Origin of the sequence: Autumnicola tepida (assembly GCF_031846485.1) — a bacterium.
In the GTDB taxonomy this organism is placed as follows: Bacteria; Bacteroidota; Bacteroidia; order Flavobacteriales; family Flavobacteriaceae; genus Autumnicola; species Autumnicola tepida.
Window position 1 is genome coordinate 19,554 of sequence record NZ_JAVRHQ010000025.1, and the last position, 26,846, is coordinate 46,399.

The following is a 26,846-nucleotide window of genomic DNA, read 5'->3' on the forward strand; positions in this document are numbered from 1 at the left end:
TATAATTATTTAAAATGATTTGTTATAAAATTTTAATTAACCTTGTCCGGTTAAAGATTCATTACCGCTTCGCTGCAAGAAAAAAGAGACAAAATTTTTATTGGGAGTTTCATCTTTTAGTGCGGAATTGATTTTATTCCTGGAGGAAAAAATCATCTTTAAAACCAATAAGATAGAGCTTATCTGTAGCCCTTGTTACCGCTGTGTACAACCATCTTAGATACTCCTTCCCCACCCCGTTTGGCAAATAAGGCTGCTCGATAAACACGGTATTCCACTGCCCGCCCTGTGATTTATGGCAGGTCATGGCATACGAAAATTTAATCTGAAGCGCATTAAAATATTTGTTGTTCTTAACTTTAAGGAACTTCTTGTATTTTGAAGTTTCATCAGCATAATCCTTCATTACCTCTTGATAAAGGTTATTTGATTCTTCATAAGAAAGCGAAGGGGAATTACTGGTAAGCGTATCAAGTAAAACCACGGTTTCAAAAGGGCGCATTCTGGGATAATCCACCATTTGCACCTGGACTTCAGCAAACCTAAAACCGTAAAGCTCTTTTATTCCGAAGATTTCCAACACTTTTATAATATCGCCATTGGCAATAAAACCTGCTTCTGATGCGGGTTTTATCCAGAAATAGTTATTCTTTACCACCATAAGGTAATCTCCCGCCGAAATTTCTTCTTCCTGGAAGAGGATCCTGTTCCTGATTTGCTGATTGTACTGGTTCGCCCTCTTATTAGACCTTACAATAATACTGGTCTCCTCATTCCCCAGGTTGTCATAAGCATCCTGTATGGCCTCCATAATATCATAACCATCGGTAAGCCGCACCACGTCCTTTTTTGAAGTGAGCTGAAATTTAAAGCTCTCATAAAACTCTTCCTGAAGGCATTCCCTTATCCTGGTCGCATTCAGCAAAATATCACTTTCTTCACTCTGCCGTACCACTTCATCCAGTTCTATATGATTAACCTCTTTACTATAACTAAACTGAAGTTTTTGCTCTTCCAGAGCCGGGCTCATCTCCATTTTTACAGGCGGAAGCTGTGCCGTGTCCCCTATTAATATGAGCTGGCAATTATGGCCGGAATAAACAAACTGCACCAGATCGTCTAGCAGGGAACCATTTTCAAATATTTTGGAATCACTGTTTTGATCTGAAATCATGGAGGCTTCATCTACAATAAAAATGCTGTTTTTATGCTTATTTGGCTGAAGCACAAAACTCACCCCGCCTCCTCCGCTCGATTTCTTCGGAAAATAGATTTTCTTGTGAATGGTGAAAGCCTCCTGTTTGGAATAATTAGAGATCACTTTGGCCGCCCTCCCCGTAGGCGCCAGTAAAACTCCGGATTTTTTGATCTTCCAGAGATTTTTCACCAGGGTGCTGATGATAGTGGTTTTACCGGTACCGGCAAAACCTTTCAGCACAAAAAGGGATTCCTTACGGCCGGCAGTAACAAAATCTGATAATTGCTGCAGCGCGATATCCTGTTTTGCTTTGGCTGGAAAACCTAAATCATTAAGCAGAAGTTTATAAAAAGAAGGGGCATTTAATATATCCATAGCACGTGCGTGAATTCTCAAATATAACCATGGATTTTTAGGGAAGAAACTTTTACGAATAAAAAAAAATTGTAGATTTGTCGTACACACTATTAATTTTATAAAGTAAATTATTAAAGCATGAGACTTGTAATTCAATTACTCCTTTGGTTGGTGATCATTTTCCTGGCCTATCTTACATTTGATGCGGTTTACAGACCAATCCAGTTTAACAAAGTTAAAGAGAAGCGCTACGCGAAAGTAATTGAAAATCTTAAAGATATTAGAGATGCCGAGCTGGCCCATAAAGAAGTTACCGGAAGTTTTGAAGGTGACTTTGATGACCTGGTTCAGTTTCTTGACACTGCCCAGTTTGCTATTACTCAACGTCGTGACACCACTTATTTAGATGAAGAGTACCGAAGGACTTACGGGGTAGACCAGTATATTGAAGATGTGGTAATTGACACCCTTGGGTTCGTTTCTGTAAAAGATTCGTTATTTAAAGGAAATGAAGAGCGTTACAGAAATATGATTAATGTTCCAATTGAAGGTGCAGACGCCCAGTTTGAACTTGATGCCGGCACCATTACTAAAGGAGACAGCAAAATCCCTGTTTTTGAAGCAAAAGTTGCCAAAAGCAAAGTACTTTATGACCAGGATAGGACTTTGATCTTACAGGAAAATGAAATACAATCTGTAGATGATGTTAACGGCCGTTATATTAGTGTTGGTTCCATGCAGGAGGTGAACACCAGCGGAAACTGGCCAAAAGTTTATGGCGACGAGTAATCAGGAAAACAATTTTTTGAAACTGTCCATCCAGGTTAGCCTGGATGGACTTTCTTTTTGTATTCTAAATACCGAAAGGAAAGAAATTATATTTTACAGGAAAAAGGTTTTTACCGCACAACTAGATCCTGTTAAACTGCTGCAGGAAATTGAAACCGTATATAAAGAAGAACCGCTGCTAAGCCAGCATATAAATAATGTAATCCTTCTCTTTAGCAACAGTTTGTCCACTCTTGTTCCCTCCCCGCTTTTCCAGGAGGAAAATGCTTCTAATTACCTAAAGTTCAACACTAAAATTTTAAAAACTGATTTTATTGCATACGATGAGCTGAAGGAGCATGAAATGGTGAACGTTTATATCCCCTACGCCAATGTGATTAATTATTTTTTTGAGAAATACGGCGAATTTGAATATAAACACACCAGCAGCATCCTGTTAGAAGAATTACTAAAATTGCCTTCGCAAGAAACCAAAATGTACATCTATAACCGTGAAAAAGAATATGACCTCGTGGTAATTGATGATGGCAAACTTCTCCTCTGCAACACGTTTTCCTACGAAACAAAGGAAGATTTCCTTTATTATATCCTCTTTACCGCGGAACAATTAAATCTTGATCCTTTAGAATTCCAGTTGCTGCTGTTTGGGGATATCAGTAAAGATTCAGATTTTTATGAAATTGCTTATAATTACATAAAAAACATAGATTTTCTCCCGGTATTTTTTCCTTTTGAATATCATGAAGATACTGAAAAACCTTCCAGGGAAAGCTCGGAATTTGTTCTTTTAAAATCTCTGTAATGCGAATAATATCAGGTAGCAATAAAGGCAGGAGGATAATGGCTCCGCAAAAACTTCCGGTAAGGCCAACTACAGATATGGCCAAGGAGGCACTTTTTAATATTTTAAGAAACCAGTTTCATTTAAGCAATATAGATGTTCTCGACCTTTTTGCCGGCACAGGAAATATTTCCTATGAATTTGCTTCCCGCGGAACAGAGACTATCACAGCCGTAGATGCCAATTATGAGTGCGTAAAATTCATAAAAAAGACTGCGGCAGAACTGGAGTTTCCCATACAGGTTATTAAAAGCGATGTATTTAAATATCTTGAGAAAGCACCGGTAAAAGCAGATGTTATTTTTGCCGATCCGCCTTATGATCTTGATACGGAAACTTTCGAAAAAATAGCCAATACCATCTTCGAAAACAAAATTCTTAATCCTGAAGGATCGCTTATAATTGAACATTCTAAACATACTGATCTTTCTTCAGTTAAAAATTTTCAGGAGGCCAGGAAGTATGGCAGCTCAGTTTTTAGTTTTTTTTCGTAAATTAAATGCATGGGTGAGCTTCTGGAAACAAAAAATCTTGAACATACAACGCTCGAATTCTATAGCACCTATGTGATTTCTACAGTAAAAGAAGACGTTGTGGTGGGCTATATGGAAGTAAATTCCTATATAGATTTGTGCACAGAATTTTTTAAAGATACCCGCTTCGTTTATATTTCCCTTAGAAAGAACAACTACAATGTAAATCCTGTAATATATTCCGGAGAAATCCGAAAGTGGAAGGACTTGCCGGAATGGCAATTGTTTGTCCACAACCTTCCAAAATAGCCACGGCTAAATTTGAACGTGAGTTTGTAAATTTTCCATTTGAAGTTTTTACAGTCCTGGATGATGCCATAGAGTGGGCAGTGGAAATAACAAAATGATTCCTCAACGGAATATTCCTTTATTAAACCGAATGATCCCTAAATTATTCATTTTTTCAATACTGCTTATGCTGAATTTTAAGGCAAACGCCCAATTTGAGAATTCTCATCTTATTTTTTCTGAAGAATTTAATTATAACGGACTTCCAGATGAGGGAAAATGGAATTATGAAGAAGGATATGTGCGCAACATGGAGCCGCAGTACTATACTAAAAAAAGGAAAAAAAATGCGCGGGTTAAAAAAGGAAATCTCATCATTGAAGGCCTTAAGGAAAATATTAAAAACAGCTTTTATAAGAAAGACAGCACCCACTGGCGTAACAGCCCTAAGCGGACCAAATATACCTCTGCCAGTATTAATACTCTCAGGAATTTCAGTTTTAAGTATGGATATGTAGAAGTTAAGGCTAAACTCCCACAGGGAAAAGGAGTCTGGCCCGCAATCTGGATGCTGGGAACAGATGTTAATGAAGTAGAATGGCCGTTCTCTGGGGAAATTGATATTATGGAATTTGTAGGTAAGGATGAAAATCATATTCACGGGACGGTTCATTATCCTGCTGATAATGAACAACAATATACCTCCAACGGCAGTAAACTCCCTGTTGAAGATCTACATAGTGATTTTCACGTTTATGGACTAAACTGGACAAAAGATAAACTCGAATTTTATTTTGACGGCAAGCTTTATCACACCTTTCATATTGAAGACGCCGGCGATATGGCTTATATTTTCAGAAAGCCATATTACCTTTTAATAAACCTGGCTCTTGGAGGTGGCTGGGCAGGAGAACTGGACGAATCTATTCTTCCGCAGCAGTTTGTGATAGATTATGTAAAGGTTTATCAGCCCGGGAAATAAAAAAAGCAGGTCTGTAAGCCGGATTCTGTGCGTTTCGAAGCATTCGAAAGCCCTTGTCATTTATCTGAAGCCTTTGTTGCCAAAGGCCTTTAGCTGCCTACCCTCCGGAAGCAGGCGGGCCGCCTGCAGCACCGGTTTACATGGCATTGCACCGCATAGAGTTTACCCGATTTCACTACAGCATTACCTGTACATCCTTTCTGTTGCACTTGTCCTAACCTCACGGCCGGTGGGCGTTACCCACTATGCTGCCCTACGGTGTCCGGACTTTCCTCTCAACCTCGCATCCCGGCAAAACCGGGATAATAGGCCAAGCGACAAGGCGACCTGCTTTGCAGCAAAGGTAATGCAAATAAGCGGGATAAAATTGTTGATTTCTCTTCCGCTTTTGTTTAAAAATAAACACCACAAACTTCAACTTTAGGTTTGTGATTTTTATATTTGTGCTTCAATAGATTTTGATGGAGCATTTTGTAGTATCAGCCCGTAAATACCGACCGCAAACCTTTAAGGATGTTGTTGGCCAGCAGGCCATTACCAACACCCTTGCCAATGCCATAAAGCACAATCATCTTGCGCAGGCATTGCTGTTCACCGGTCCGCGTGGAGTGGGAAAAACCACCTGTGCCCGTATTTTGGCGAAAATGATCAATCAGGATGAACACCATTCGCCCGATGAAGATTTCGCATTTAACATTTTTGAGCTGGATGCTGCTTCCAATAACTCGGTGGACGATATTCGTAACCTTATAGACCAGGTTAGGATTCCCCCGCAGGTTGGGCATTACAAGGTGTATATTATTGACGAGGTGCATATGCTCTCTGCCTCTGCTTTTAATGCTTTTTTAAAAACGCTGGAAGAGCCGCCGAAACATGCGATTTTTATCCTTGCGACTACTGAAAAACATAAGATAATTCCTACCATTCTTTCCCGTTGCCAGATCTTTGATTTTAAAAGGATCACCGTGACTGATGCCAAAAATTACCTGGCATATATCGCAGAACAGGAAGGAGTGAACGCCGATGAGGATGCTTTGCAGATCATTGCCCAGAAAGCAGATGGCGCCATGCGCGACGCGCTTTCAATTTATGATCGTGTGGTTAGTTTTAGCGGAAATGAACTTACCCGGCAAGCCGTCACCGAAAACCTGAACGTACTGGATTATGATACGTATATGAAGGTGACAGACCTTATCCTGGAAAACAACATCCCGGAATTGTTAGTTACTTATAATGACATTCTTTCCAGCGGTTTCGACGGGCACCATTTTATCGCTGGCCTTGCCTCCCACTTTAGGGATTTGCTGGTTTGTAAAGATCAAAAGACAATTTCCCTGCTGGAAGTTGGAGAACAGACCAAAACCAAATATTTTGAACAATCTCAAAAAGCTTCCCACCGCTTCTTACTGGAAGGAATCGAGCTCACGAATGACTGTGACCTCAAATACAAAACCAGTCGAAATCAGCGGCTTTTGGTAGAATTGTGCCTAATGCAGCTTGCCTCTATCACTTTTGATGGAGAAAAAAAAAAGCCTGAGCGCGGAATAATTCCACCCAAACATTTTGAAAACGCCCCTTCTCCTCTTTCTTCGGAAGAAAAAAAGCTTATTCAAAATAATGAATATGCTTCCAATGATGCTGTAGCGCCAAAAGAAGCACAACTTCCTTCAGAAAAAAATAAAACTCCCGATAGCGAATGTGCCCCGGTAAAGGAAAACCCTGAATATTATTCAGAAAAAAGCCCTGCGGAAGAAAATAAGCAAACTCCATCCACCCCGGCTGCTGTTGCTGCGGAAGCGCCAGCCAAAGAACCGGTAATCGACACTTCAGTTAAAAAAGAAAGAGTTTCAGGACTTTCCCTGAAAAGCATTCGGAAGAAAAAAGAAATCCAGGCAAAACAGCAGGAAAATGTTCCGAAGGAAAAGGAAATGACCAGCGATTTCACTGAAAATCAGCTGCACCTTGCCTGGAATGAATACGTGCAAAGACTGAAGAAGAACGGAGAGAAAATCCTGGCTTCTATCCTGGAAACAGATTTACCAAGGCTTAAGGAAAAGGAAATCACCATGGAATTGCCAAATGAAACCATGAAGCTGGATTTGGAAAGGGCCCAGAATAAACTTATGGGATTTCTGAAACACAAACTCCATAACTCACAGATTTCCCTTAACATTCATGTGAATGAAAGCAGCGCCAAAAAATTCGCCTTCACTCCAATGGAAAAATATAATAAGCTGAAGGAAAAAAACCCGCTGATAGAAAAATTACGAACCACCTTTGATTTAGACGTATAGCCATGTTAGGATTAAAATTACCCACAGACACCAGATGGGCCGATATTGCTAAAAAAAACATCGATGAAATTTTGATAGACCACGCCTGGTGTGAGCAAAAAGCGGCTTCTACGGCAATTTCTTTAATTGTTACCTATCCTGAATATAATGAACTGGTTACTGCCATGACGGCACTTGCCAGGGAAGAAATGGGACATTTTAAAATGGTGCACGATAAAATCCTGGAGCGGGGATACATTATGGGTTATGACCGTAAAGATGAATACGTATTGCAACTGCGTAATTTCTTTCCTAAAGGCGGCAGCAGGCCCACCCAGCTTGTGCATAGATTATTAATTGCAGGACTTATTGAAGCAAGAAGCTGTGAGCGGTTTCGTTTACTTTCGGAAAAACTGGAAGATAAGCAGCTCGCAGAATTCTACCGAAGCCTGATGGTAAGTGAAGCAAACCACTACACAATGTTCTTAAAATTTGCACGCAAATATGGCGAAAACAAGGAAGAGGTAGATCAAAAATGGCAGGATTTACTGGAATTTGAAGCCAAAGTAATGAAGGACCTGGGAAACAAAGAAAGCATTCACGGGTAATTCTTCAGTTTTGAACATAAAGTTTAAAACCATTTCCATAGTACATTTTGTATCAGCGTGCATTGGCTTTTTTCTGACGATGCTATTAGCGGGATTTTTCTTAAAATCCTCTTTGTTAATATTGCTGGTTGTTTTATTCCCAATCCTAACCTACCCTTTGTTTAGAGGTGAAGTGTTAATTACATCTTCAGAAGAAAAACTACTGATAAAGTGGTATAGAAAACCTATATTCAGGAAAATTACCAGGGAAGAAATTCTAATTAAGGATATCATCCGGTGGAAGTACATAAGTGGCAACCGTGGTCCCGATAAATTCATAATAATTGAACAAAACGGGAAGAGACATTCTTTCCGCCCCGCCCTTTTCCCACCAACCAGGGATATGAAACAAGAATTATCGAAGGGCTTTGATGAAATGATGCGGGAATTTAACAAAAATACATCCAGGGAAAAACTTAAAGAGAAGATCTACTCTTCATCTTATCTTCACCAACTGAAATTGAAAAAGAAAAAGCTAAGCATCTTGTTATACATCCTGGGTTCTGCAGGGTTACTTATTCTAGCCATCATGTTTTTTACTCCTGAAAAAAACAAGGATTTCCTGAGTATTCTGTTTATCTTCTTATTCCTTTTCATACTGTTTTCTACCTTTCTCAGAAAGTCGCTAAAAATGGAGGAAAAGCAATTACTTACTTTTAATTAGAAGCGTTTTGGTGTTCCTCATTATAAAGCGATTTTATGATCCCGTCTGAAAGGCCAATTTTAGGAACGTGGATATTATGCGCCTTCGCCCATTTCATAGAACGCAGGTAAATTTTTGAAGCCGGAATAATCACATCGGCACGGTCGCTCTTCAGGTCCAGTTCGGTAATGCGTTCTTCATAAGTATAGGAATTCAGCAATTCATCATACTTCTTCAGATAGGCCAGGCTCAGGGGCTTGCCTTCTTTTTTACCGCTGGTCTTGAAAATGTTGTTAATGTTTCCGCCGGAACCAATAAGATCGATTTCCTTAAAATCTCTGGTAGTATCCTTTACCCAGGTTTCCATTTCTTTCCAGGTTTTATTTTCAACCAAATCATTTAAAAGCCGCACTGTACCTACCTTGAAAGATTTTGAAGCAACGGTTTTCCCATTGCTGTAAAGCGTATATTCTGTACTCCCGCCTCCAACGTCAACATACAAATAGTTACAGTCATTCTGGATTAGCGCGTGTAAATCTGTAGCCGCGATAATTGCCGCTTCATGGCTGCCATCTATAATCTCGATTTCCACCCCGGTTTTCTCCCTGATCTTTTGGGTAACCTCCTCTCCGTTTTCAGCTTCCCTCATTGCCGAAGTGGCACAGGCTTTATATCTTTCTACCCCGTGAGACTTCATAAGCAGGTCAAAAGCCTGCATGGTGTCCAGCATCCTGGCGATATTATTTTCTGAAATCTTTTGATGAAGAAATACATCTGCACCCAGACGGATTGGTACGCGCACAAGTGATGTTTTCCTGAAATTGGTTTCTTTCCCTGCCTTTTCTGTTACAGTGGAAATTAAAAGCCTCACGGCATTTGATCCTATATCTATTGCTGCGTATTTTTTTTGTGTAATCACTCTGTAGTAGTTTCTATCTTTTTCAAATAATAATCATAAAGGGCAAACTGGGAACGCGTCACCGGCTCCTTATGCTCTCTGTAAATATTTTCCTGTTCAGGATTAAAAATCCTTGCTTTTACATTGTCTTTCCAGCTAATTTCAAAAGTTTCCAGGATTTCCTGCTTGATATCTTCCTGATAAATAGGACAGGAAATTTCCACGCGCTGGTCCATATTCCGCGTCATCCAATCGGCAGAAGAAATATAGATTTTCGGGTCCCCGGCATTTTCAAATATATAAACCCGTGGATGTTCTAAAAATTTATCCACCACACTTATAGCCTCAATGTTTTCGCTCATTCCTTCTACGCCGGGAATAAGACAGCAGATGCCTCTTACAATCAGCTTGATCTTAACCCCGGCCTGGCTGGCCATGTAAAGTTTATCGATCATCTTATAATCGGAAAGGCTGTTTAGCTTCAGTTTGATTTCAGCATGTATACCTTTTTTCGCGGAATCTATTTCCTTCTGAATTAGGTTCATCAACGTTATTCTGGTATAATGCGGCGAAACCAGCAAATGTTTGTACTTGCTTACCTTATAGTTGGTTTCAAAGAAATCAAAAACCTTGTCTACTTCTTTCAGAATTTCAGCATTGGCGGTAAAAAGAGTATAGTCGGTATAAACCCTGGAGGTAGATTCGTTAAAATTACCTGTACTTATAAAACCATACCTAATTAATTTACTGTTTTCTTCCCTTTCAATTACGCAGGCTTTGCAGTGTACTTTCAAACCAGGCACCCCAAAAATAAGGTTAACGCCCTCCTGCTGCATCTGCTCTGCATACCTGATATTGGCAACTTCGTCAAATCTCGCCCTAAGCTCAATTTGTACGGTCACTTTTTTTCCGTTTTTCACGGCATTGATAAGAGAACTGGCAATATGGGAGATCTTGGCAAGCCGGTAAATGGTAATTTTTATAGTTTTTACCTTTGGATCCAATGCAGCTTCCCGCAGGAATTTTACGGTATATGCAAAACTTTGATAAGGGGTATAAAGCAGAAAATCCTTTTGTGCGATTCCAGATAACAGGCTGGCCTGCAGGATAAGCCCCGGAATTGGCAAAGGCTCGTTTACTTCATAATACAAATCTTTGGATCCCACGCTGGGAAAGCCCATATAATCCCTGCGGTTATGGTAACGGCCGCCAGGAATAATACTATCTGTAGTGTCGATTCCCATCTTATTCATTAAATAAGTAAGGGTATCTTCCTCTATATTCATGTCATAAACAAAGCGAACGGGATCTCCTTTTATACGGTCTTTAACGCTGCTGGAAATTTTATCTATAAAACTTTTACTAAGGTCACTGTCTATATCCAGTTCTGCATCCCGGGTTATTTTAATCATATGGGCGGTAATGCTCTCATAATCGAAAATATTGAAAATCCGGTGCAGGTTATACCTAATCAGGTCATCCAGCAACATGATATATTGCTTGCCGTTCTCCTCCGGAAGTATTACAAAACGCTCAATACTACGTGGAATTTCTATAAGAACGTACTTCTTTTCCCTAACCGGGCGGTCAATTAGGTGTGTTATGCCGTGTTTAGGTATTTCTTCCTTCATTACCATCTTTACGGCAAGGTAGGCGGCACTGTCTTTTAAGCTGGGAATTTCGGTAAGGTCATTTAGAATGATCGTTACCAGCGCCGGACTAACTTTTGAGAGGAAAAAATTACGGATATAATCCTGCTGGGAATCAGAAACTTCGTCTTCTTTAATGATGTTAATATTATGGTCCCTAAGGCGCGTTTGGATATCATCCAGGATCTTTAAACTTTCCGACTGTTGCCTGATCACAATTTCAGTGATTTTCTCCAGTAATTTACTTGCTTTAATGCCACCTAATTCACTTTTACCGGTTTTGCCGGCCAGGTCTATTCTTTTAACAGTAGCATATCTAACTTTGAAAAATTCATCCAGATTATTGGAGAAAATACCCAAAAAACGAAGTCTTTCAATCAGCGGAACAGTTTCGTCTTCTGCCTCCTGAAGAACCCTGGAGTTAAATTGAAGCCAGCTGAGTTCCCTGTTGATGTATTTTTTATTCATATAATTTATCGCAAATTCTTAGGTAATAATGTCACCAGGATTTTTCCGTTCTTAATATTCTTCCAGCTGTCTTCTTCAAAATCTATCACGCATAATCCTGTTGTAGGCAAATTATCCATAGGATTATCTCCTAAGAAATTTACCACATTAGTCATGGCCGGATTATGACCAAAAACAATCAGTTTTTCCACCTGGTCTTTACAAGCCCGGATAACCCCTAAAAGCTCATCCTCATTAAAGGTATAAAGATCTTTTACAATTTCGAAATCCTCGTCAGGCACTTTCAGTCTATTCTTAAAGATTTTAGCGGTTTCCAGTGCCCGTACCGCTGGGCTGCTCCAAAAATGAGCCGGTGCGGTATAAAACTCCTTGAAGGCTTTAGAAACTGCCTCCCCGTCACGATAACCTCTTTTTTTAAGCGGCCGCATGTGGTCCGGAAGATCTTCTTTCCAGGAAGATTTGCCGTGTCTTATCAAAATTAATCTTTTCATCATTATGGTGCTAAACGATCCAGGTTCCAATCATTATTATCATTACGGCTATATAGCATACGGTCATGAAGACGGTTTTTTCTACCCTGCCAGAACTCGTAACTATAAGGAACAACCAGGTAACCGCCCCATTCTTTTGGTTTTGGTATTTCCTGCCCGTTATATTCTTTTTCAAATTCATGCAGTTTATCTTCAAGTACCTTTCGGGAAGCTACGGAACGGCTTTGGTTTGATGCCAAAGCTCCCAGTTGGCTTCCCCGTGGCCTGGAGTGAAAATATGCGGCAGATTCCTCTTCAGAAATCTTTGAGGCCACTCCTTTTATAATGATTTGGCGTTCCATGGCCGGCCAGAAAAAAGAAAGGCAAACCTTTGGATTTTTTTCGATAGCTTTTCCTTTATCTGATTCGTAATTGGTAAAAAATACGAAGCCCCTCTTATCGAACTGCTTTAAAAGCACCACCCTGTTCTTGGGGAAACCATCCAGCTCGAATGTAGAGAGGTTCATCGCGTTAACTTCATCTACAGAGGGATGTGCCTCGGCAGCGTTCAACCAGTTTTCGAATAGTTCCAAAGGATCTTCGGGGACATCTGTTTCCAGGAGTTCTCCTTTTTCGTATGATTTTCTATAATTCTGAAGATCTTTTTCCATGTATAGCCATTTCCGGCAATTTACGAGTTTTGAAGGGAAGTTAAAATGTTAGGATGCACTTTAAACTCTGGATTATATAACAGAAAGTAGGAAGGATTCCTCTTGGTTTCTGAATAAAAAGTTAAGATATGTATTTTGTCGATTTTTTATTGTTTTTTATCTATAAGCGTTAGTCCAGCTTTTATTTTTGAAATAAATAGCCCTAACTTGCTACTTATTAATTCTCACGTCCCTCCGGAATTAATGCAACTTAGCCTGCTACTGAAGAACGTAGTATAATGAGCCAACATGTTTTAAGTACCGGAAGGATTAATAATTACACTTCCAGATTTCTGTTTATCCTTTTAATTCTGAGCACCATTATCAGTTGTTCTGTTCCGGGTATGGCCAACAAGGAAAGCTACGAAAGAAATCATACCGTATACGCTGTAGATTTTAATCCACAAAACCTTAATAAAATTTACATCTACAAAATGGAGGAGGGTGATTGGATCTCTATTGGAGAAGTCAAAAACGGCCTGAACGCTAAATATTCAATTAATATAGTAGATGATCATCTTACAGTAACGGCCAATCAGGCCCCAATGGAGGTGCCTAACTATAAAACCTGGCTAAAATACGCCATAGAAGAACTGGGATACAGCTCAAGTTCTACTTACGATGTTTTTGAAACTGTCGAAGAAGGATGGATCTACACTATTGATCTGAAAAAATTTCCTCTTATTGAACAGGAACAAGAACACAGAATGCTTATGTATGAAATTAAATGATTAGACATTTAATTTCATACATTTCTCGCCATATTTCCTAATTTACAATTTGCACTTCTCTGTTAAATACCAAAGTTGCTGTTGAACGAGTATATTCTACACTACATCTAAAATTCCTTCAAAAACTTTTTTAAGCTTTTTATTCTGGTAATTTTACACTGTTGAACAGCTATAATAGATTTCATAATTAGAACCTATAGGTGAAATCCCCCAAATTTTGCCCGATATAAATTCAACTATAATTAGATCGTAATTCTGCCCCACAGATTAAAGATTTAAGTTTTAAATTTTTTTTATCACAAATCTATCTAAACTATGAAGACTACTACTACTTCTGTCATGCTGGTAAATTTTCTGATGATCTTCCTGATCTCCTTTTCTGCATCTGCACAAAAATACCAGGCTTACAATCTGGAGCAGATAATGAAACCCACTACAAAATCAAGAACTTCTTTTAACACTGCACAAGTGGAGAACATAAACGCTCTTATTTATGATCTCAACCCGACAATTTTTGTAGAAGACCAAAAAGTAAAATCCTATGATGAAAAAGATCCTCTCATAGCACGCGTTAAACCAGATTCCTGGAACCTTTTATCCCAGGATGAAGAGATCTTTAATTCTATAGAACTTATCACTTTACAATTACCACAAGCCAATTCCTTTTCACAAACTCTCGATCTCTCAGGCTTTAAAAGTTTCAACAACCTTAAATACATTTTTGTAGAATGTACAGGTAATTGCACTGCAGGGCAGGTTGAGAGAATTTTCAGAAATGTGGGAGAGGTAACTGTTTTATACGTGGTTTCCACCCCGGAATAGTACAGAAGAAAGACAGAAGAATTCCTGCCATATTTTAATCTAAAAGTTATGGAAAAAAACTACTACTGCAGAATATCTGCTAAACTCTTTACATGCTTATTTTTACTGCTGCTCTCTTTTGCAGGTGGTACAAATTTGCAGGCTCAGGTAAGAAAAAGCTTTACCCAGCGTACCTCCTCCTACACTCCTACCAGGAAAATCTATAATATTCACGGAGATTTTGCCATGATCGGGAACACCAACATGACGCTCCAGTATTATGATGAAGACAGGAACAACAGTAACAACGGGATGGTGCTTGTGGATAGGGACAATGACCCCCGTACCGATAATTCTTCCCGGGCAGAGTTAAAATTTTCCTCGGAAAATGATGCCAATCAGGAATGTTCCCATATTGTTTATGCAGGTTTGTACTGGACCGGAAGGACTAAAAACAATATAGACAATTACAATAATGATGATATAATCAACACGAATAGACAAGCTGTAAAGTTTAAGATTCCTAATGGTTCTTATCAGGAGGTTACAGCTAATTCATCAGACATTCTTTTCCCCGGAGATGATAATATGTACGTGGCCTATGCTGAAGTCACAGATTATGTAAGAGCTGGGGGAACCGGGGACTACTGGGTTGCCAACATGGCTTTATCTGAAGGAAACGGTGGGGCAACCGGCTATTACGGTGGCTGGGGAATGGTAGTGATCTACGAGAATTCAAAAATGGACCTTCGTGATATTACCGTTTTTGACGGCTATGCTTATGTGGAGGGCAATGCTGTTAGAGATTATGAAATTCCTATTTCCGGGTTTAACACTGCGCAAAATGGTGATGTGAACATGAAATTAGGCCTTATGGCCGGCGAGGGTGACCGCGGAATTAGCGGCGATTATTTCCAGATTCAGAAGAATAGCGATGGGAACTGGTTAAGCCTCAGGCATGATAACAATTCATATAACAACTTCTTTAATTCTTCAATAGAAACTGGTGCCTCAAGAAACCCTAATCTTGTAAATAATACCGGGCTGGACATTAGCATGTTCAATGTTCCCAATGAAAATAACCAGGTAATAGCCAATAACCAGTCTTCAACTAAATTCCGCTACGGCTCCACGCAGGATACCTATGTTATTTTTAATATGGTCATGTCTGTAGATGCCTATGCACCAAATATTGAAGGCGTAAGCTCTGTAGAACAAATTAATAACCAGAGTGTTTCTACACCTTATTCCGGCCTTCCGGGAGACGAAATCACCTACAAGGTCGAAATCAGAAATAAGGGAAATGAACCTATAGAAAATGCCAGACTGGTAATTCCTGTTGCTTATAATCTGGATTATCTGAATAACTCTGCCGAAAAGAATATCTATTATTCCCCTTCGCCTTCCCCCAACAATGTAACTTACGATCCATCGCTGGGAGCTACAGGTTCAGTGGTTTGGGAAATAGGAACACTTCCTGTGGCAGAGAATAATAATACCGTACTTGCAGATATCACCCTTTCTTTCAGAATAACTGAAGACTGTACCATTCTTAAGAATTCCAGCTGTGGCGATGGCTACAATATTATTTTTAACGGAAACCTTAGCGGAAAAGGGCAAATTACAGGTATTGATGTCAACAATAAAGATCTTATACAAGGTTACCGGGATAATGGCTCATGCGATGGCGAACCTATTACTACTCCGCTAAGCGTAGCCATTGATGCCACACAATATATTGCAGAGCACTGCGGAGATACACCAGACGAGAGTGTATTTGTATATTGCAACCGGGAAAATGGCATTCCAATTACCGATATTAATTCGGCATTCCCTCAGGGAAGCCGGTTTTATAATGAGTTTCCGCTAACTTCAGCTTCAGTGGAATATAACATCAACAATCCTTTCCCCAACGTTTCTGCCGAATATTACGCGGTACTTCCGGGAGCTCAGAATTGTTACATTCCGTTTCAGATTGAAGTAAATTCTGTTACTTCTGTACCCGAAACTGAAAATATTGAATATTGCCTTAATGCTGAAGCTGAGCCTTTAACCGCCAGGCCTACGAATCCTGAATACCAGTTGTATTATTATTCTTCTGAAAATGCTGTTCCGCAACAATCTATTACTCCTAATACTTCTGAAGCAGGTATCTTTACTTATTACGTTGCAGAAGGAGCTTCAAACAGCTGCATCAGTCCGAATAAAGCGGCTATAACTGTTAATGTGATAGCTAATCCTGAAGCTTCGGTGGAGCAACAATCTACCTGTGAAGATCCTTTTGGAGTAATTGCTGTTGAAAATGCTTCCGCCGGAATCACTTATGCACTTTTAAATGAAAATGGCTCGGCTACTAATTATGAATACCAAAACGGGTATTTTAGAAATGTTGCGCCTGGAACTTACCAGGTTGAGGCTTCAAATATTGAATGTAAGCCGGTTTCTGCAAGCCTGACTATAGAAGAAAATGAAGGTTTACCTGAAGCTCCGGTAATAAGCGTTTCTCAGCAAACAAACTGCGAAACCGCCACCGGAACGATTGCGGTTGCAAATATTGAAAACGGGCTTTCTTATATATTGCTTGACGCCGAAGGGGAAGCTACAGGAATTAGCCTGGAAAACGGCAATTTTAATAATGTAGCTCCGGGAACATACAGCGTTAAAGTTTCTAACGAAACATGTGAAGCTATTTCCGGAACTGTTACTATCGAAGCACAACCTGAAACTCCTGCTGCACCTGTGGTTGCTGAAATTACTCAGCCAACTTGTGCAGTTGCTACAGGATCTTTTACTCTAAACACTGCGGAAGGATTTACTTATAGCATTGACGGAAACAATTTCCAGCTAAACGGAACTTTTAACGGACTTGCTGCAGGAACATATTCCGTAATTGCCAAAAATGAAGATGGATGTATTTCTGAAGCGACCTCTGTAACTATCGAAACACAACCCGAAACTCCTGCCGCGCCTGTCGTAGCTGAAACTGTTCAGCCAACTTGTGCTCTTGCAACCGGTTCTTTCACTCTAAACACTGCGGAAGGTTTTACCTATAGCATTGACGGAAACAATTTCCAAAGCAACGGTACTTTCAACGGACTTGCTGCCGGAACTTATTCCGTAACTGCCAAAAACGAGGATGGATGTATTTCTGAAGCGACTTCAGTAACTATCGAAGCACAACCTGAAACTCCTGCCGCGCCGGTGGTTGCTGAAACTACTCAGCCAACCTGCGATCTGGCAACCGGAACTTTCACTGTAAACACTGCGGAAGGTTTTACTTATAGCATCGACGGAAATACCTTCCAAAGCAATGGAACTTTCAGCGGACTTATCGCCGGAACATATTCCGTAATTGCCAAAAATGAAGATGGATGTATTTCTGAAGCGACTTCAGTAATTATTGAAGCACAACCGGAAACTCCTGCCGCCCCTGTGGTTGCTGAAACCACTCAGCCAACCTGTGATGTTGCAACCGGAGCTTTCACTCTAAACACTGCGGAAGGTTTTACCTATAGTATTGACGGAAATAATTTCCAAAGCAATGGAACTTTCAGCGGACTTGCTGCCGGAACATATTCCGTAATTGCCAAAAATGAAGATGGGTGTGTTTCTGAAGCGACTTCAGTAACCATAGAAGCACAACCCAAAACTCCTGCCGCGCCTGTTGTAGCTGAAACAGTTCAGCCAACTTGTTCGGTTGCTACAGGATCTTTCAGCATTAACATTTCGGAAGGATTTACTTATAGCATCGACGGAAACAACTTCCAAAACAATGGAACTTTTAGCGGACTTGCTGCCGGAACATATTCCGTAATTGCCAAAAATGAAGATGGATGTATTTCTGAAGCGACTTCAGTAATTATCGAATCTCAACCGGAAACTCCTGCTGCGCCTGTTGTTGCTGAAATTACTCAGCCAACTTGTGCAGTTGCTACAGGATCTTTTACTCTAAACACTGCGGAAGGTTTTACCTATAGCATCGACGGAAATAGTTTCCAAAGCAATGGAACTTTCAGCGGACTTGCTGCAGGAACCTACACTGTAATTGCCAAAAATGAAGATGGATGTGTTTCTGAAGCGATTTCTGTCACTATCGAATCTCAACCAGAAACTCCTGCTGCACCAGTAGTTGCTGAAATTACTCAGCCAACCTGTGCTGTGGCAACTGGTTCTTTAAGTTTAAATGCTGTTGCTGGATTCACTTACAGCATCGATGGAAATAGCTTTCAGGCAAACGGAACTTTCAATGGACTTACTGCCGGAACATATACTGTAATTGCCAAAAATGAAGATGGATGTATTTCTGAAACTACTGTTGTTACCATTGAAGCACAACCGGAAACTCCTGCCGCTCCTGTGGTTGCTGAAATTACCCAGCCAACATGTACTGTTGCTACCGGATCTTTCAGCATCAATACTGCGGAAGGATTGTCCTACAGCATTGACGGGAACAATTTCCAGTTGGCTGGAAACTTTAGCGGACTAGCCGCCGGAACTTATTCCGTAATTGCAAAAAATGAGGATGGATGTATTTCTGAAGCCACTTCAGTTACGATTGAAGCACAGCCTGAAACTCCGGCCGCGCCTGTGGTAGCTGAAATCATTCAGCCAACCTGTAATCTTGCAACCGGTTCTTTTAGCATAAACACTGCGGAAGGCTCTACCTACAGCATCGACGGGAACAATTTCCAAAGCAATGCAACTTTCAGCGGGCTAGCCGCCGGAACTTATTCCGTAATTGCCAAAAATGAAGATGGATGTATTTCTGAAACTACTGTTGTTACCATTGAAGCACAACCCGAAACTCCTGCTGCGCCTGTGATTGCTGAAGTTACTCAGCCGACCTGTGATATTGCAACCGGAGCTTTTAGCATAAACACTGTTGAAGGATTTACTTATAGTATTGATGGAAATAATTTCCAAAGCAATGGAACTTTCAGCGGATTTGCTGCCGGAACATATTCTGTAATTGCCAAAAATGAAGATGGATGTACTTCTGAAGCGACTTCAGTAACTATCGAATCTCAACCTGAAACTCCTGCCGCGCCTGTTGTCGCTGAAACTGTTCAGCCGACCTGTGATCTTGCAACCGGAGCTTTCACTCTAAACACTACAGAAGGTTTTACTTATAGCATCGACGGAAATAATTTCCAAAGCAATGGAACTTTTAGCGGACTTGCTGCAGGAACATATTCCGTAATTGCCAAAAACGAAGACGGATGTATTTCCGAAGCGACTTCGGTAACTATCGAAAACCAGCCTGAAACTCCTGCTGCGCCTGTTGTCGCTGAAACTGTTCAGCCGACCTGTGATCTTGCAACCGGAGCTTTCACTGTAAACACTGTTGAAGGTTTTACTTATAGTATTGATGGTCAAAATTTCCAAAGCAATGGAACTTTCAGCGGACTTGCTGCCGGAACATATACAATAACTGCCAAAAATGAAGATGGATGTATTTCTGAAGCCACTTCAGTTACGATTGAAGCGCAGCCAGAAACTCCTGCCGCTCCTGTTGTTGCTGAAACCACTCAGCCAACCTGTGATGTTGCAACCGGAGCTTTCACTCTAAACACTACGGAAGGTTTTACTTATAGCATCGACGGAAATAACTTCCAAAGCAATGGGACTTTTAGCGGACTTGCTGCAGGAACATATTCCGTAATTGCCAAAAACGAAGACGGGTGTATTTCTGAAGCTACTTCAGTTACAATCGAAAGTCAGCCGGAAACTCCTGCCGCGCCTGTTGTCGCTGAAACTGTTCAGCCAACTTGTGCTCTTGCAACCGGTTCTTTCACTCTAAACACTGCGGAAGGATTTACTTACAGTATCGACGGGAACAATTTCCAGAGCAATGGAACTTTTAGCGGACTTGCTGCCGGAACATATTCCATAATTGCCAAAAATGTAGACGGATGTATTTCTGAAGCGACTGCAATCACCATTGAAGCACAACCGGAAACTCCTGCCGCGCCTGTCGTAGGTGAAATTGTTCAGCCAACTTGTGAACTTGCAACCGGAGCTTTTAGCATAAACACTGTTGAAGGTTTTACTTATAGTATTGATGGAAATAACTTCCAAAGTAATGCAACTTTCAGCGGACTTATCGGCGGAACATATTCCGTAATTGCCAAAAATGAAGATGGATGTACTTCTGAAGCGACTTCAGTTACGATTGAAGCGCAGCCAGAAACTCCTGCCGCTCCTGTGGTTGCTGAAATTACCCAGCCAACTTGTGCAGTTGCTACAGGATCTTTCAGCATAAACACTGTTGAAGGTTTTACTTATAGCATCGACGGAAATAACTTCCAAAGTAATGCAACTTTCAGCGGACTTATCGCAGGAACATATACAATAACTGCCAAAAATGAAGATGGATGTGTTTCTGAAGCTACTTCGGTAACTATCGAATCTCAACCTGAAACTCCTGCACAACCTGAAATTATTTCTATCAGCAGTACACTTTGCGGAAAAAGCAACGGAGAACTACAGATTGCAATTGAAAATGGATTGACTTATACTTTGGCAAATTCCGAAGAAGAGTTTACCCACAGCAATGGAATTTTTGCTGCCCTTCCTTCAGGAACATATCAGTTAACCGTCAGCAATGGAGATGGAGATTGTCAGGAGGTTGTGAATATTACTATTCCTTCTGAAGATGACAATATCGATCCAACCATTATTACATGTGCTCCTGATATGGTTGAAATAGCTGCAGATAATGGTAGTTGTGAGGCTTCAAATATCGATCTTGGGCTCCCAACTGCAACAGACAATTGTACTGCTGAAGCAGAATTAATTGTTACGAATGATGCTCCTGAAGTTTTTGAAAAAGGTCAAACCATCGTAACATGGACGGTTACTGATGCTGCCGGAAATTTCGCGACATGCACTCAAACCGTGAATGTGATAGACACTCAGGCGCCGGAAATTGAAGAAATGGATGATATCATTGTTTCCACAGATGAAAATATTTGTGGTGCAACCGTTTCTTACGAAACACCATCGGCTACCGATAATTGTGAAATTGAAAGCGTAACCCTTACCGAAGGTTTGGCTTCCGGGGAAGAGTTTCCGACAGGAACCACTACGGTAACTTATACCGCTACCGATAATAATGGTAATACAGCCACCACTACTTTCACTGTAACTGTGGAAGACAATGAGGATCCTGTGATTGCTTGTCAGGATAACATTATTGTTTCTACTGAAGAAAATGAATCCTTTGCTGTGGTTGACTTTGAAGATGCTACTGCAACTGATAACTGTTCGGTTACTGTGGAACAAACTGCTGGCCCTGCTTCAGGTTCGCAGTTCCCGGTTGGCACAACAACAATCACTTACACCGCAACTGACGGTTCCGGAAATACTGCCCAGTGTAGCTTTACCGTGACTGTTGAAGACGAGGAAGCTCCTGAGCTCACCTGTCCTTCTGATATTGCTGAAAATGCAGATGCCGATATTTGTGGTGCCGTGGTTACCTTTGAAACACCGCAAGCTATAGACAACGGCGGAAATGTTTCCGTAGAACAAATTGCTGGTCCTGTTTCAGGAGAAGTATTTCCTGTGGGAGTTACTACTGTAACATTTACCGTGACTGATGAGGCTGGGAACACTGCCGTGTGCAGCTTTACCGTAACCATCACCGATGACCAGGCGCCGGTAATTGAAGAAATGGATGATATTGTTGTTGATACTGATGAAAATATTTGTGGTGCAATCGTTTCTTACGAAACACCATCGGCTACCGATAATTGTGGAATTGACAGCATCGAACTTACCGAAGGTTTGGCTTCCGGGGAAGAGTTTCCAACAGGAACCACAACGGTAACTTATACCGCTACCGATAATAATGGTAATACCGCCACCACTACTTTCACTGTTACTGTGGAAGACAATGAGGATCCGGTGATTGTTTGTCAGGATAATATCATTGTTTCCACTGAAGAAGGACAATCTTATGCTGTAGTAGATTTTGAAGACGCTACCGCGAATGATAACTGTTCGGTTACTGTGGAACAAACCGCCGGGCCTGCTTCAGGTTCGCAGTTCCCGGTTGGAACAACAACAATAACTTACACCGCTACTGATGGTGCTGGGAATACCGCAGAATGTAGCTTTACCATAACTGTGGAAGACGAGGAAGCTCCAGAGCTCACCTGTCCTTCTGATATTGCTGAAAATGCAGATGCCGATATTTGTGGTGCCGTGGTTACCTTTGAAACACCGCAAGCTATAGACAACGGCGGAAATGTTTCCGTAGAACAAACCGAAGGGCCTGCTTCAGGAGAAGTATTCCCTGTGGGAACTACTACTGTGACTTTCACTGTAACTGATGAAGCAGGAAACACTGCCGTGTGCAGCTTTAGCGTCACCATCACCGATGACCAGGCGCCGGTAATTGAAGAAATGGATGATATTCTAGTTTCCACAGATGAAAATATTTGTGGTGCAATCGTTTCTTACGAAACACCATCGGCTACCGATAATTGTGAAATTGACAGCATCGAACTTACCGAAGGTTTGGCTTCCGGGGAAGAATTTCCAACAGGAACAACTACGATAACTTATACCGCTACCGATAATTCAGGAAATAATGCAACTACTTCTTTCACTGTGACCGTGGAAGACAATGAGGATCCGGTGATTGTTTGTCAGGATAATATCATTGTTTCTACTGAAGAAAATGAATCTTATGCAATAGTTGACTTTGAAGACGCTACTGCAACTGATAATTGTTCTGTTACTGTGGAACAAACCGCCGGCCCTGCTTCTGGTTCGCAGTTCCCGGTTGGTACAACCACAATTACTTACACCGCAACTGATGGTGCTGGGAATACCGCAGAATGTAGCTTTACTGTGACTGTCGAAGATGAGGAAGCTCCTGAGCTGACTTGCCCTTCTGATATTTCTCAAAGCGCAGATGCGGATATCTGTGGCGCTGTGGTGGAATTTGAAACGCCTTCAGCCGTGGACAACGGCGGAAGTGTTTCCGTAGAACAAACTGCTGGCCCTGCTTCAGGAGAAGTATTCCCGGTGGGAGTTACTACTGTAACATTTACCGTGACCGATGAAGCCGGAAACACTGCTGTGTGCAGCTTTACCGTAACTATCACTGATGACCAGGCACCGGTAATTGAAGAAATGGATAACATTGTTGTTCCCACAGATGAAAATTCTTGTGGTGCAATTGTAAATTATGAATCACCATCGGCTACCGATAATTGTGAAATTGAAAACGTAACCCTTACCGAAGGTTTGGCTTCCGGGGAAGAATTTCCGACAGGAACAACAACGGTGACTTATACTGCTACCGATAATAATGGTAATACCGCCACTACTACTTTCAGCGTAACTGTGGAAGACAATGAGGATCCTGTGATTGCTTGTCAGGATAATATCATTGTCTCTACTGAAGAAAATGAATCTTATGCAATAGTTGACTTTGAAGATGCTACTGCAACCGATAACTGTTCGGTTACTGTGGAACAAACCGCTGGTCCTGCTTCAGGTTCGCAGTTCCCGGTTGGTACAACAACAATTACCTACACCGCAACTGACGGTTCCGGAAATACTGCGGAATGTAGTTTTACTGTGACTGTCGAAGATGAGGAAGCTCCTGAACTAACTTGTCCTTCTGATATTGCTGAAAATGCAGATGCCGATATTTGTGGTGCCGTGGTTACCTTTGAAACACCCGAAGCTGTGGACAACGGCGGAAGTGTTTCCGTAGAACAAACTGCTGGTCCTGCTTCAGGAGAAGTATTTCCTGTGGGAGTTACTACTGTAACATTTACCGTGACAGATGAGGCCGGAAACACTGCCGTATGCAGCTTTAGCGTAACCATCACCGATGATCAGGCACCGGTAATTGAAAAAATGGAAAATATCATTGTTTCCACAGATGAAAATTCTTGTGGTGCAATTGTAAATTATGAATCACCATCGGCTACTGATAATTGTGGAATTGACAGCATCGAACTTACCGAAGGTTTAGCTTCCGGGGAAGAATTCCCAACAGGAACAACTACGGTGACTTATACCGCTACCGATAATGCAGGTAATACTGCCACCACTACTTTTACTGTAACTGTGGAAGACAACGAGGATCCGGTAATTGTTTGTCAGGATAATATCACCGTTTCTACTGAAGAAAACGAATCTTATGCAATAGTTGATTTCGAAGATGCTACTGCAACTGATAATTGTTCTGTTACTGTGGAACAAACCGCCGGCCCTGCTTCTGGTTCGCAGTTCCCGGTTGGTACAACCACAATCACTTATACCGCAACTGATGGTTCCGGCAATACTGCCCAGTGTAGCTTTACCGTGACTGTCGAAGACGAGGAAGTTCCTGAATTAACTTGTCCTTCTGATATTGAACAAAGCGCAGATGCGGATATTTGTGGTGCCGTTGTTGAATTTGAAATGCCTTCAGCTGTAGATAATGGCGGAACTGTTTCCGTAGAACAAACTGCTGGCCCTGCTTCAGGAGAAATATTCCCTGTAGGCGTAACAACAGTGGAATTCACTGTTACCGATGAAGCCGGAAATACTGCCGTGTGCAGCTTTACCGTAACCATCACCGATGACCAGGCGCCGGAAATTGAAGAAATGGATGATATTGTAGTTGATACTGATGCTGACAACTGTGGTGCAATTGTGAATTACGAAGCACCATCGGCTACCGATAATTGTGGAATTGAAAGCATCGAACTTACTGAAGGTTTGGCTCCTGGTTCAGAATTTCCAACAGGAACAACTACGGTAACTTATACCGCTACCGATAATAATGGCAATACCGCCACCACTACTTTCACTGTAACCGTGGAAGACAACGAAGCGCCGGTAATTGTTTGTCAGGATAATATCACCGTTTCTACTGAAGAAAACGAATCCTTTGCTGTGGTTGACTTTGAAGATGCTACCGCTACCGATAACTGTGAAGTAACTGTGGAACAAACTGCTGGCCCTGCTTCAGGTTCGCAGTTCCCGGTTGGTACAACTACAATTACTTACACCGCTACTGATGGTGCTGGTAACACTGCCCAGTGTAGCTTTACCGTGACTGTCGAAGATGAGGAAGCTCCTGAGCTGACTTGCCCTTCTGATATTGAACAAAGCGCAGATGCGGATATTTGTGGTGCCGTGGTTACATTCCAAACTCCGCAAGCTGTGGACAACGGCGGAACTGTTTCCGTGGAACAAACTGCTGGCCCTGCTTCAGGAGAAATATTCCCTGTAGGCGTAACAACAGTGGAATTCACTGTTACCGATGAAGCCGGAAATACTGCTGTGTGCAGCTTTAGCGTCACCATCACCGATGACCAGGCACCGGTAATTGAAGAAATGGATGATATTGTAGTTTCCACAGATGAAAATTCTTGTGGTGCAATTGTTTCTTACGAAACACCATCGGCTACCGATAATTGTGGAATTGAAAGCATCGAACTTACCGAAGGTTTAGCTTCCGGCGAAGAGTTTCCAACAGGAAGAACTACCGTAACTTATACCGCTACCGATAATGCAGGTAATACCGCTACCACTACTTTCAGCGTAACTGTGGAAGACAATGAGGATCCGGTGATTGTTTGTCAGAATAACATTATAGTTTCTACTGAAGAAAACGAATCCTTTGCTGTGGTAGATTTTGAAGATGCTACCGCAACTGATAACTGTTCGGTTACTGTGGAACAGACTGCTGGTCCTGCTTCAGGTTCGCAGTTCCCGGCTGGTACAACCATAATCACTTATACCGCTACTGACGGTTCCGGAAATACTGCCCAGTGTAGCTTTACCGTGACTGTGGAAGAGGAACCCGACACTACTCCTCCTGCTCCGGAAGCACCGATTGTTACTACTATTGAAGCCACCTGTGCAGAACCAGGAATTATTCTTGTTGATGTTGTGGAAGGTCTTACCTATAGTATCGATGGTGAAAATTATCAGACCAGCGGAACTTTTAACGAAGTGGCACCTGGAACTTACAATGTAACTGCAAGAGATGAATTCGGGCAAATTTCCGAAGCAACTACAGTGAACATTGCTGAACCAGTAGCTGCCGTTATTGAAACCACCACGGTAGACCTTTGTATAGAGGACTCTATGTTTGATCTTTTTGAACTGCTACTGGGAGATTATGATCCTTCAGGTACATGGATAGATACCGAAAATACCGGTGCCCTGGATCAGGGAATTATTGATCCGGCACAACTGCAGGTAGGTTCCTATACATTCGAATATCAAACTGAAGGCGACTGTTCTTCTACTACAGAAGTAACGGTTTCAATAAATGACGATTGCGTGGTGTTACCTTGTAGCATTGGAGATGTTAGAAACAGCATTACCAAAGCGGTAACTCCTAATAATGATGGAATCAATGACACGTTCTCTATTGATTTTGCCAACGAGTGCGGCTTTGTATATGATGTGAAAATTTTCAACCGCTGGGGCGCCAAAGTTTATGAAGCAAAAGATTATCAAAATAACTGGGATGGTTTTGCCACCAACTCATTCACCAGCTCCAATCAACTACCCGCGGGTACATATTTCTATATCCTTGAAATAAGGAATAGCGAATTTGAACCCATTCAAGGTTACATCTATTTAGGAACAAAATAAAAAAGGGAAC

Annotated in this window: 16 protein-coding genes and 1 other RNA gene; 11 read left to right on the top strand and 6 right to left on the bottom strand. The window is 41.3% G+C overall.

The window, feature by feature from the left end; all coding sequences use genetic code 11:
• Window positions 1-133: 133 nt before the first annotated feature.
• Window positions 134-1,573, bottom strand: coding sequence for an ATP-dependent DNA helicase (locus RM553_RS16135; RefSeq protein WP_311536017.1), 1,440 nt, complete (start codon window positions 1,571-1,573; stop codon window positions 134-136).
• Window positions 1,574-1,693: 120 nt separating this feature from the next.
• Between RM553_RS16135 and RM553_RS16140 the strand changes: the two genes are divergently transcribed.
• The 5 genes from RM553_RS16140 (at window position 1,694) to RM553_RS16160 (ending at window position 4,928) form a co-directional block, all read left to right on the top strand.
• Entirely contained in the window at window positions 1,694-2,344 is a 651-nt protein-coding gene (locus RM553_RS16140) for a hypothetical protein (RefSeq protein WP_311535986.1), read from the top strand.
• Entirely contained in the window at window positions 2,331-3,146 is an 816-nt protein-coding gene (locus RM553_RS16145; protein ID WP_311535987.1) for a DUF3822 family protein, read from the top strand. The genes RM553_RS16140 and RM553_RS16145 overlap by 14 nt, the downstream gene beginning before the upstream one ends.
• The gene (rsmD, locus tag RM553_RS16150) at window positions 3,146-3,679 is read left to right on the top strand and encodes a 16S rRNA (guanine(966)-N(2))-methyltransferase RsmD (protein ID WP_311535988.1); all 534 of its coding nucleotides are present in this window, start codon (window positions 3,146-3,148) and stop codon (window positions 3,677-3,679) included. Before RM553_RS16145 ends, rsmD begins: the two co-directional genes overlap by 1 nt.
• Before the next feature lie 9 nt (window positions 3,680-3,688).
• Window positions 3,689-3,967, top strand: a complete 279-nt coding sequence (locus RM553_RS16155; protein ID WP_311535989.1) for a hypothetical protein — start codon at window positions 3,689-3,691, stop codon at window positions 3,965-3,967.
• 166 nt (window positions 3,968-4,133) lie between these two features.
• On the top strand, window positions 4,134-4,928 hold the full coding sequence (locus RM553_RS16160) for a glycoside hydrolase family 16 protein (protein ID WP_311535990.1): 795 nt from the start codon (window positions 4,134-4,136) through the stop codon (window positions 4,926-4,928).
• On the opposite strand, the gene rnpB is transcribed toward RM553_RS16160, so the two are convergent.
• Window positions 4,927-5,262, bottom strand: an RNA gene (gene rnpB, locus RM553_RS16165) — RNase P RNA component class A. The two genes, RM553_RS16160 and rnpB, sit on opposite strands and share 2 nt — an antisense overlap.
• A 127-nt stretch (window positions 5,263-5,389) precedes the next feature.
• On the opposite strand from rnpB, the gene RM553_RS16170 reads away from it, so the two are divergent.
• The 3 genes from RM553_RS16170 (at window position 5,390) to RM553_RS16180 (ending at window position 8,512) form a co-directional block, all read left to right on the top strand.
• Window positions 5,390-7,222 carry a DNA polymerase III subunit gamma/tau gene (locus RM553_RS16170; RefSeq protein ID WP_311535991.1) on the top strand — a complete coding sequence of 611 codons (1,833 nt, stop codon included), beginning with the start codon at window positions 5,390-5,392 and terminating at the stop codon, window positions 7,220-7,222.
• 2 nt (window positions 7,223-7,224) lie between these two features.
• Window positions 7,225-7,809, top strand: a complete 585-nt coding sequence (locus RM553_RS16175; RefSeq protein WP_311535992.1) for a MiaE family protein — start codon at window positions 7,225-7,227, stop codon at window positions 7,807-7,809.
• 157 nt (window positions 7,810-7,966) lie between these two features.
• A complete protein-coding gene (locus RM553_RS16180) occupies window positions 7,967-8,512 on the top strand; it encodes a hypothetical protein (RefSeq protein WP_311535993.1) in 546 nt (181 codons plus the stop codon).
• On the opposite strand, the gene RM553_RS16185 is transcribed toward RM553_RS16180, so the two are convergent.
• Genes RM553_RS16185 through pdxH form a run of 4 tightly spaced genes read right to left on the bottom strand, consistent with a single transcriptional unit; the run spans window position 8,505 to window position 12,647 of the window.
• A complete protein-coding gene (locus RM553_RS16185; RefSeq protein WP_311535994.1) occupies window positions 8,505-9,410 on the bottom strand; it encodes a Ppx/GppA phosphatase family protein in 906 nt (301 codons plus the stop codon). The two genes, RM553_RS16180 and RM553_RS16185, sit on opposite strands and share 8 nt — an antisense overlap.
• Complete coding sequence (gene ppk1, locus RM553_RS16190; protein WP_311535995.1) at window positions 9,407-11,506, bottom strand: polyphosphate kinase 1; 2,100 nt, start codon at window positions 11,504-11,506, stop codon at window positions 9,407-9,409. Before ppk1 ends, RM553_RS16185 begins: the two co-directional genes overlap by 4 nt.
• A 5-nt stretch (window positions 11,507-11,511) precedes the next feature.
• Window positions 11,512-11,997 carry a SixA phosphatase family protein gene (locus RM553_RS16195; RefSeq protein ID WP_311535996.1) on the bottom strand — a complete coding sequence of 162 codons (486 nt, stop codon included), beginning with the start codon at window positions 11,995-11,997 and terminating at the stop codon, window positions 11,512-11,514.
• Between the two features lie 2 nt (window positions 11,998-11,999).
• A complete protein-coding gene (gene pdxH, locus RM553_RS16200) occupies window positions 12,000-12,647 on the bottom strand; it encodes a pyridoxamine 5'-phosphate oxidase (protein WP_311535997.1) in 648 nt (215 codons plus the stop codon).
• Window positions 12,648-12,925: 278 nt separating this feature from the next.
• Here pdxH and RM553_RS16205 point away from each other — a divergent pair, with 278 nt between their 5' ends.
• The 3 genes from RM553_RS16205 to RM553_RS16215 all read left to right on the top strand — a co-directional run bounded on the left by RM553_RS16205 (window position 12,926) and on the right by RM553_RS16215 (window position 26,836).
• Complete coding sequence (locus tag RM553_RS16205; RefSeq protein ID WP_311535998.1) at window positions 12,926-13,417, top strand: hypothetical protein; 492 nt, start codon at window positions 12,926-12,928, stop codon at window positions 13,415-13,417.
• A 315-nt stretch (window positions 13,418-13,732) separates the two neighbouring features.
• Window positions 13,733-14,239: a hypothetical protein gene (locus RM553_RS16210; protein WP_311535999.1), complete on the top strand. Its 507-nt coding sequence runs from the start codon at window positions 13,733-13,735 to the stop codon at window positions 14,237-14,239.
• A gap of 48 nt (window positions 14,240-14,287) precedes the next feature.
• Window positions 14,288-26,836 carry an HYR domain-containing protein gene (locus tag RM553_RS16215; RefSeq protein WP_311536000.1) on the top strand — a complete coding sequence of 4,183 codons (12,549 nt, stop codon included), beginning with the start codon at window positions 14,288-14,290 and terminating at the stop codon, window positions 26,834-26,836.
• The last annotated feature ends 10 nt before the right edge of the window (window positions 26,837-26,846 follow it).

Excerpts from the sequence above, each read along its gene's own strand:
- RM553_RS16175 (WP_311535992.1), top strand. The coding sequence starts at position 7,225 with ATGTTAGGATTAAAATTACCCACAGACACCAGATGGGCCGATATTGCT.
- RM553_RS16140 (WP_311535986.1), top strand. The coding sequence starts at position 1,694 with ATGAGACTTGTAATTCAATTACTCCTTTGGTTGGTGATCATTTTCCTG.
- RM553_RS16210 (WP_311535999.1), top strand. The coding sequence starts at position 13,733 with ATGAAGACTACTACTACTTCTGTCATGCTGGTAAATTTTCTGATGATC.
- RM553_RS16195 (WP_311535996.1), bottom strand. The coding sequence starts at position 11,997 with ATGAAAAGATTAATTTTGATAAGACACGGCAAATCTTCCTGGAAAGAA.
- ppk1 (WP_311535995.1), bottom strand. The coding sequence starts at position 11,506 with ATGAATAAAAAATACATCAACAGGGAACTCAGCTGGCTTCAATTTAAC.
- RM553_RS16170 (WP_311535991.1), top strand. The coding sequence starts at position 5,390 with ATGGAGCATTTTGTAGTATCAGCCCGTAAATACCGACCGCAAACCTTT.
- RM553_RS16155 (WP_311535989.1), top strand. The coding sequence starts at position 3,689 with ATGGGTGAGCTTCTGGAAACAAAAAATCTTGAACATACAACGCTCGAA.
- pdxH (WP_311535997.1), bottom strand. The coding sequence starts at position 12,647 with ATGGAAAAAGATCTTCAGAATTATAGAAAATCATACGAAAAAGGAGAA.
- RM553_RS16145 (WP_311535987.1), top strand. The coding sequence starts at position 2,331 with ATGGCGACGAGTAATCAGGAAAACAATTTTTTGAAACTGTCCATCCAG.
- RM553_RS16205 (WP_311535998.1), top strand. The coding sequence starts at position 12,926 with ATGAGCCAACATGTTTTAAGTACCGGAAGGATTAATAATTACACTTCC.
- RM553_RS16160 (WP_311535990.1), top strand. The coding sequence starts at position 4,134 with ATGCTGAATTTTAAGGCAAACGCCCAATTTGAGAATTCTCATCTTATT.
- RM553_RS16215 (WP_311536000.1), top strand. The coding sequence starts at position 14,288 with ATGGAAAAAAACTACTACTGCAGAATATCTGCTAAACTCTTTACATGC.
- rsmD (WP_311535988.1), top strand. The coding sequence starts at position 3,146 with ATGCGAATAATATCAGGTAGCAATAAAGGCAGGAGGATAATGGCTCCG.
- RM553_RS16135 (WP_311536017.1), bottom strand. The coding sequence starts at position 1,573 with ATGGATATATTAAATGCCCCTTCTTTTTATAAACTTCTGCTTAATGAT.